At 45.1% G+C, this 8,348-nt stretch carries 1 protein-coding gene; it reads right to left on the bottom strand.

The window, feature by feature from the left end; all coding sequences use genetic code 11:
• Window positions 1-8,106: Calx-beta domain-containing protein (locus MB14_RS17275; RefSeq protein ID WP_311316244.1), on the bottom strand; the 8,106-nt coding region annotated here is incomplete at its 3' end.
• Window positions 8,107-8,348: the final 242 nt, after the last annotated feature.

Raw genomic sequence — 8,348 nt, 5'->3', positions numbered from 1 at the left:
AGCTTCGGAGCCAGTATTGGCACTTACTGAAAGGTTGACCTCAGGAAAGTCATTATCTGTCGTAATAACAGATACAACTTGATCAGCTAAAGGATCATACAAATCGTCACTACTACCATCGTTAATTGACAAGGTGATATTAGTAGTTTGATTTCCATCTACAAGCGCATCATCAATCCCAGTAACTATAATGGTTTGTGGTGTATTCCAATTAGCTGTGGTAAAAGTCAGACTGGTGGGGCTTACTGTGGCTTCACCTAAATCTCCACTGGATACATCAATCAACACATCAGATGTAGGCTGAGAATTGAGTACAACTGTAAAGTTATCGATAGTTCCTGTTTCTGATACCTCGGTGCTTCCATCACTTTCAACAATAGTAAACCCAGGCGTATCATCATCAACAGTAGTAACCATAATGGTTTGATCAGCCAGCAGATCAAATGAGTCATCGCTGCCTGCATCATTAATAGACAAGGTCACTGTAGTGTTTTGATTTCCATCTACAAGTGCATCATCAACCCCAGTAACTATAATGGTTTGTGGTGCATTCCAGTTCGCTGCGGTAAAAGTCAGACTGGCATGGCTTACTGTGGCTTCGCCTGTATCTCCACTCGATATATCAATAATTACATCCGAAGCAGGTTGTGCACTCAGAACAACGGTAAATTCATCGGTAGTGCCTGTTTCTGAAACCGCAGTATTTCCATCACTTTGTGCAACCGTAAAACCAACGGCATCATCATCAATAGTGGTAACCGTTAGAGTTTGGTCCGCCACTGGATCAAAGAGATCGTTACTGTTGGCATCATTAATAGAAAGTGTGATTGTAGTATTCTGATCTCCATCCACAAAGTTATCATCAACACCTGTAACCGTTACTGTTTGCGCTGTATTCCAAGTATTAATAGTAAATGTTAGTTGTGTAGGACTTACAGTGGCTTCCCCTAAATCTCCACTAGAAATATCAATAACGACATCGCTAGTTGGCCTCCTGTCTAGCTTGACCAAGAAATCATCTGTTGTACCTGTTTCTGAAACGGAAGTGTTACCATCGCTTTCGGTAATATTAAAACCCGCTACATCATTGTCTATAATAGTAATATCCAGAGTTGCAATTGCTCCTAAAGCAAGTCCTGCTGAAGGATTACCCATAGTAATAGTAGCCGTTTCTGTGTCTTCTACATAAGTATCATCCTGAATAGTAAAGGATATTGTGTTCGATGTTTGTCCATCTAGTATTGTAATAGTAGGATTGATTAAGGCATAATCAGTAAAGGTAATATCTGTTCCGCTCACAGATAAATCTACCGTTTGGTCTCCCACTACTGCGAATGCGGCAGTTACCTGAAGTGTAATGACCGTACCTATCTCTGAACCTGAGTTGGCATTTGCAGAAAGGTTTACTTCAATCGGGTCATTATCAGTAATCATTACATCCTGAGATGTAGTCGTACCTAATAGTATTCCGCCCGAAGGGTTGGTAATGGTTAATGTGGCTGTTTCGTTCCCCTCCCCTAATGCATCGTCTTGAATAGTAAAAGTGACAGATCCAGTAGTTTCTCCATTAAGAATATTAATTGAACCAGCACTTAAAATGTAATCCGTACCCGTAATTCTGGTTCCGCTAGCCGCAATATCTACTATTTGATCACCCACCACTGCTCTTGCCGCTGTGGCGATAACGGTGATTATAGTTCCATCTTCTTCTGTTCCAGTGTTTGAACTTACTGAAAGGTTAACTGCTGGTGGAGCTTCAGTGGTAGTAACTGTTACGGTTTGATCTGCCATTGGATCAAAGAAATCATTACTGCTTGCATCATTGACAGAAAGTGTAATGGTAGTGTTTTGGTCACCATCAAATACAGCGTCACTAACCCCAGTTATAGTAACTGTTTGAGTAAGATTCCAATTGAATTGAGTAAAAGTTAACGAAGAGGGGCTTATGGTAGCCTCTCCTGTATCTCCACTTGAAATGTCGATAATCACATCTGAGGTTGGTCGACTACTTAACCTTACTGTAAACTCATCGGTTGTACCAGTTTCCGAAACTGTGGTATTGCCATCACTTTCTATAATAGTCAACCCTGCAACGTCATCATCCAAGATGTCCAAGTTTTGAGATGTAGTAGTACCAAGGACTATTCCTGCTGAAGGGTTACTAATGGTGAAAGTGGCTGTCTCGGTGCCTTCAACATAACTATCATCCTGTAATGTCACATTAGAAACACCGCTAGTCTGCCCATTTAGAATGGTAATAGTGGCTGAGTTGATGGCATAATCTGTACCTGTAACTCCTGCTCCAGTAACTGCCACATCCACTGTTTGGTCTCCCACAACAGCTACATCAGCCGTAACCGTAAGCACAACAACATTGCCAGCTTCCCCTACTGAGGCTGAGTTAATAGTAAGATTAACTGTTGGAATCTCATTATCAGTAATCGTAATGTTCTGAGTTGTGGTAACACCAAGACTAAGTCCACTTGAAGGATTACTGATGGTTAGAGTAGCTGTTTCAGTACCTTCAATATCAGCATCGTCAAGAATAGTGAAAGTAGCAGTGCCAGTAGTTGTTCCATTTAAGATTGTAATTGCAGCAGCGCTTAGACTGTAATCTGTACCCGTAATTCCTGCTCCGCTCGCAGCTATATCAACAGTTTGATCTCCTGTTACTGCTACTGATGAAGTGGCGGTAATAGTAACAACGGTACCATCTGTTTCGGAAGCTGTATTTGTGCTTACTGAAAGAGTGACATCAGCCGTATCATTGTCCGTAATTGAAATATTTCGGCTTGTGGTCGCTCCTAGGGTCAGGCCAGCCGAAGGGTTACTTATAGTTAAAGTTGCTGTTTCAGCTCCTTCAATGGCTGCATCATCAAGAATGGTAAAGGTTGCTGTACCTGTCGTTAGCCCATCTAAGATTGTTATTGAACCTGCGCTCAATGTATAGTCTGTTCCTGTAATGCCAGTTCCACTAGCAGTAATATCAACAGTTTGATCTCCTGTTACTGCGCCAGTGGCTGTGGCCGTTACGGTAATTACCGTTCCGGCTGCTTCGGTACCGAATGCCGCGGAAACACTGAGGCTTACTTCTGGGAGCTCATCATCGAGGGTACTCACTATCACTGTTTGGTTTGATAATGGATCGAAAGCGTCATCGCTCGCAGCATCGTTAATCGAAAGGGTGATTCCTGTATTTCGGGTGCCATCCAAAAGGGCATCGTCAACGCCTGTGACCGTAATAGTTTGTGGTGTGTTCCAGTTGGCTGCGGTAAAGGTGAGGCTGGCCGGACTGACAGTAGCTTCTCCTGTATCTCCGCTCGATACTTCGATTACTACATCTGAGGCAGGTTGTGCACTCAAAACAACCGTAAAAGCATCGGTCGTACCTGTTTCTGATACAATGGTATTTCCACCACTGTGGGCATATGTATAACCAGCAATGTCATTGTCTGTAATGGAAACGTTTCGGGCTGTTGTGGTTCCGAGTGTGATTCCGGCTGAAGGGTTGCTAATCGTTAAAGTTGCGGTTTCAGCTCCTTCAATGGCTCCATCGTCTTGTATCGTGAAAGTGGCAGTTCCTGTAGTTTGCCCATCTAATATGGTAATCGTACCCGTACTTAAAGTATAGTCTGTTCCCGTAATTCCAGTTCCGCTCGCGGCTATATCAACGGTTTGGTCTCCTATTACTGCTCCTGTGGCTGTGGCCGTTACTGTGATGACTGTGCCAGCGGCTTCGGTGCCAAAGGTGGCGGAAACACTGAGGGTAACTTCTGGGAGCTCATCATCGAGGGTACTTACTATCACCGTTTGGTTTGATAATGGATCAAAAGCATCATCACTGGCTGCATCGTTAACCGAAAGGGTGATTCCTGTATTTCGGGTGCCATCCAAAAGGGCATCGTCAACGCCTGTGACCGTAACGGTTTGTGGGGTATTCCAATTGGCGGACGTAAAGGTGAGGCTGGTCGGACTGACGGTGACTTCACCTGTATCTCCGCTAGATACATCGATTACTACATCTGAGGCAGGTTGGGCACTCAAAACAATGGTAAACCCATCGGTAGTACCTGTTTCTGATACAATGGTATTTCCACCACTGTGGGCATAGGAATAACCAGCAGTGTCATTGTCTGTAATGGAAACGTTTCGGGCTGTTGTTGTTCCGAGTATGATTCCTGCCGATGGATTGCTAATCGTTAAAGTGGCGGTTTCGGCTCCTTCAATAGCTGCATCATCCAGTATCGTGAAAGTGGCAGCTCCTGTAGTAGCACCATCAAGAATGGTAATTGTGCCGGCACTTAATGTATAGTCAGTACCCGTAATTCCTGTTCCGCTGGCAGCAATATCAACGGTTTGATCACCTGTTACTGCTCCAGTGGCCGTAGCAGTAACTGTTATTACTGTCCCTGCTGCTTCAGTACCGAATGCCACTGATACAGAAAGGTTGACTTCGGGGAGCTCGTCATCAGTGGTACTTACAATCACCGTTTGGTTTGATAATGGATCGAAAGCGTCATTGCTAGCAGCATCGTTAATGGAAAGGGTGATTCCTGTATTTCGGGTGCCATCCAAAAGGGCATCGTCAACGCCTGTGACCATAACAGTTTGTGGGGTGTTCCAATTGGCGGCAGTAAAGGTGAGGCTGGCCGGACTGACAGTAGCTTCGCCTGTATCTCCGCTCGATACATCGATTACTACATCTGAGGCAGGTTGAGCACTCAGAACAATAGTAAACCCATCAGTAGTACCTGTTTCTGATACAGTAGTATTTCCTCCACTATGGGCATAGGAATAACCAGCAGTGTCATTGTCAGTAATAGAAATGTTTCGGGCTGTGGTAGCACCAAGTGTGATTCCTGCCGATGGGTTGCTGATCATTAAAGTAGCGGTTTCAGCTCCTTCAATAGCTGTATCATCGAGGATGGTGAAAGTAGCAGTTCCTGTGGTTTGCCCATCTAAGATTGTAATAGTGCCAGCACTTAATGTATAGTCGGTACCTGTAATACCAGTTCCACTAACACCTAAATCAATTGTCTGGTCGCCTGTTACTGCGCCAGTGGCTGTGGCGGTCACGGTGATGACTGTGCCAGCAGCTTCGGTGCCAAAAGTCGCGGAAACACTGAGGGTAACTTCGGGGAGCTCATCATCAGTGGTACTTACTATCACCGTTTGGTTTGATAATGGATCGAAAGCGTCATCGCTAGCCCCATCGTTAACCGAAAGGGTGATTCCTGTATTTCGGGTGCCATCCAAAAGGGCATCGTCAACGCCTGTGACCGTAACGGTTTGTGGCGTATTCCAATTAGCGGACGTAAAGGTGAGGCTGACTGGGCTGACAGTAGCTTCGCCTGTATCTCCGCTCGATACTTCGATTACTACATCTGAGGCAGGTTGTGCACTCAGAACAATAGTAAATCCATCGGTAGTACCTGTTTCTGATACAGTAGTATTTCCTCCACTATGGGCATAGGAATAACCAGCCGTATCGTTGTCCGTAATTGAAATATTTCGGCTTGTGGTCGCTCCTAGGGTCAGGCCAGCTGAAGGGTTACTGATGGTTAAAGTGGCCGTTTCGGCTCCTTCTATGCCCGCATCGTCTTGGATCGTGAAAGTGGCAGTTCCTGTTGTAGCACCATCAAGAATGGTAATAGTGCCGGCACTTAATGTGTAGTCAGTACCCGTAATTCCTGTGCCGCTCGCGGCTATATCAACGGTTTGGTCACCTATTACTGCGCCAGTGGCTGTAGCGGTCACGGTGATGACTGTGCCAGCAGCTTCGGTGCCAAAAGTCGCGGAAACACTGAGGTTGACTTCGGGGAGCTCATCATCGGTGGTACTTACAATCACCGTTTGGTTTGATAATGGATCGAAAGCGTCATTGCTAGCAGCATCGTTAATGGAAAGGGTGATTCCTGTATTTCGGGTGCCGTCCAAAATGGCATCGTCAACGCCTGTGACTGTAATGGTTTGTGGCGTATTCCAATTAGCGGACGTAAAGGTGAGACTGGCCGGACTGACAGTAGCTTCTCCCGTATCTCCGCTCGATACATCGATTACTACATCTGAGGCAGGTTGAGCACTCAAAACAACCGTAAAAGCATCGGTCGTACCTGTTTCTGATACTGTAGTGTTTCCACCACTGTGGGCATAGGAATAACCAGCAGTGTCATTATCTGTAATGGAAACGTTTCGGGTTTTGGTTGCGCCAAGCACCACTCCTGCCGAAGGGTTGCTAATCGTTAAAGTGGCGGTTTCGGCTCCTTCAATGGCTGCATCGTCAAGAACGGTGAAGGTCACTGTGCCGGTAGTTGCACCATCAAGAATGGTAATTGTAGCTGCGCTTAAAGTATAATCTGTTCCCGTAATTCCAGTTCCGCTCGCGGCTATATCAACGGTTTGGTCACCTATTACTGCGCCAGTGGCTGTGGCGGTCACGGTGATGACTGTGCCAGCAGCTTCGGTGCCAAAAGTCGCGGAAACACTGAGGCTTACTTCTGGGAGCTCATCATCGGTGGTACTTACAATCACTGTTTGGTTTGATAATGGATCGAAAGCGTCATTGCTAGCAGCATCGTTAATCGAAAGGGTGATTCCGGTATTTCGAGTCCCGTCCAAAATGGCATCGTCAACGCCTGTGACCGTAACGGTTTGTGGTGTGTTCCAGTTGGCTGCGGTAAAAGTGAGGCTGGCCGGACTGACAGTAGCTTCGCCTGTATCTCCGCTCGATACATCGATTACTACATCTGAGGCAGGTTGGGCACTCAAAACAATGGTAAAAGCATCGGTCGTACCTGTTTCTGATACAATGGTATTTCCACCACTGTGGGCATATGTATAACCAGCAGTGTCATTGTCTGTGATGGAGACGTTTCGGGTTTTGGTTGCGCCAAGTGTGATTCCTGCCGATGGGTTGCTAATCGTTAAAGTTGCGGTTTCGGCTCCTTCAATGGCTCCATCGTCTTGTATCGTGAAAGTGGCAGTTCCTGTAGTTTGCCCATCTAATATGGTAATTGTAGCAGCGCTTAGACTGTAATCTGTGCCTGTAATACCTGTTCCGCTAACACCTAAATCAATTGTCTGGTCTCCTGTTACGGCAGCATCAGCAGTAGCAGTAACTGTGATTGCTGTTCCTGCTGCTTCGGTTCCTGAATTGGCACTTACTGATAGATTCACACTGGGAAAGGAAGAACGGACATCCATTCTCACGATAGGCCGGATAGCGCTTTTCTTCCCTGCTGTATAGGAGCATCCGTCAGGATCACCCGAAGCAAAATCATAAAGATATAATGCTTGATTATTAGCGGTTGTTGAAGAAGACAGGAAAAATGGTTTGTCAGATTGCAAATCAGGGCTGCAGAATTCAACAAGTATATTACTTACACCGTCCCACAAGAATCCATCCATCCCAGGCTCATTTATTGGAAATTCTACCCAAGCAAAAGTAGGAGGAAACATAAATGCTGCGGGTGGAGCAACACTTGCATAACTTCCTACTTGGGTAAGGCCTGTTTCAAAATCCCAACGATCTTCAGGAACAGTTTCAGTTGGTAGACCATCCCCAAGAGAGCTCAATCCTGTGCAGCCCATTTTCATTGTAAGGTTAGTAACGGTATTTGCTGGATTACTAGCGAATGTGTACATAAACGAAAGGGATGAAATTTTACCACCACCTATAAACCCTGCTGCATTAAGTTCGGCTGCAGTGTATAAAAACTGAACGCGACCTCTTCGAGCTCCTGAGGCACTACTACCAAAGTGCATGGTAGCAGAAGATACCAGTCCTTCGGTGGGGTCACCAATAACCTTAGAAGAAAGGATACCAGGAAAAGCCTGATTAGTAGGTCCGCAGGCTAACAATGCATCGTCTGTAACGGCTACATTCGAAATTGCAGTTGCTTCCGAAGAAATTCCAGTAGGTGGATTATTAATAGTGAGGGGTGCGGTTTCATTTTCCACAATGTCTGCACCATCCTGAATGGTGAATGCAACAGTTGTTTGTGTATAGCTATATCCGCCATTCATTAAGATAAGACAGATAGCAATCAACAAACCCACAATAGGTTTCTGAATACTAAAGTGGAGAGTACTTCTATTGATTTTCAAAGCTATTCTAAATGAAAATTATTACCAATAATCACCTCTCGCGATAGAGCGTTATGCTCTTAACTATTACAAGGTGATTGTACAGTAAAAGTAGAATGTAGGTACAGCGAATGCTTAACTCAAACTTGACATTCTTTGACAGTTTTCAACCAAAACAGTCATTTGGAATGAGATTAGGGCGATTTACTTAAACTCTAGAGCAATGAAATTGTGCGCAGCTCCCTAAACCTAAAGGGCTATAT

The organism is Roseivirga ehrenbergii (assembly GCF_001593005.1).
Taxonomy (GTDB): domain Bacteria; phylum Bacteroidota; class Bacteroidia; order Cytophagales; family Cyclobacteriaceae; genus Roseivirga; species Roseivirga ehrenbergii.
The sequence above is the reverse complement of the archived record's forward strand: the minus strand, read 5'-3'. Positions and strand labels throughout refer to the sequence as shown.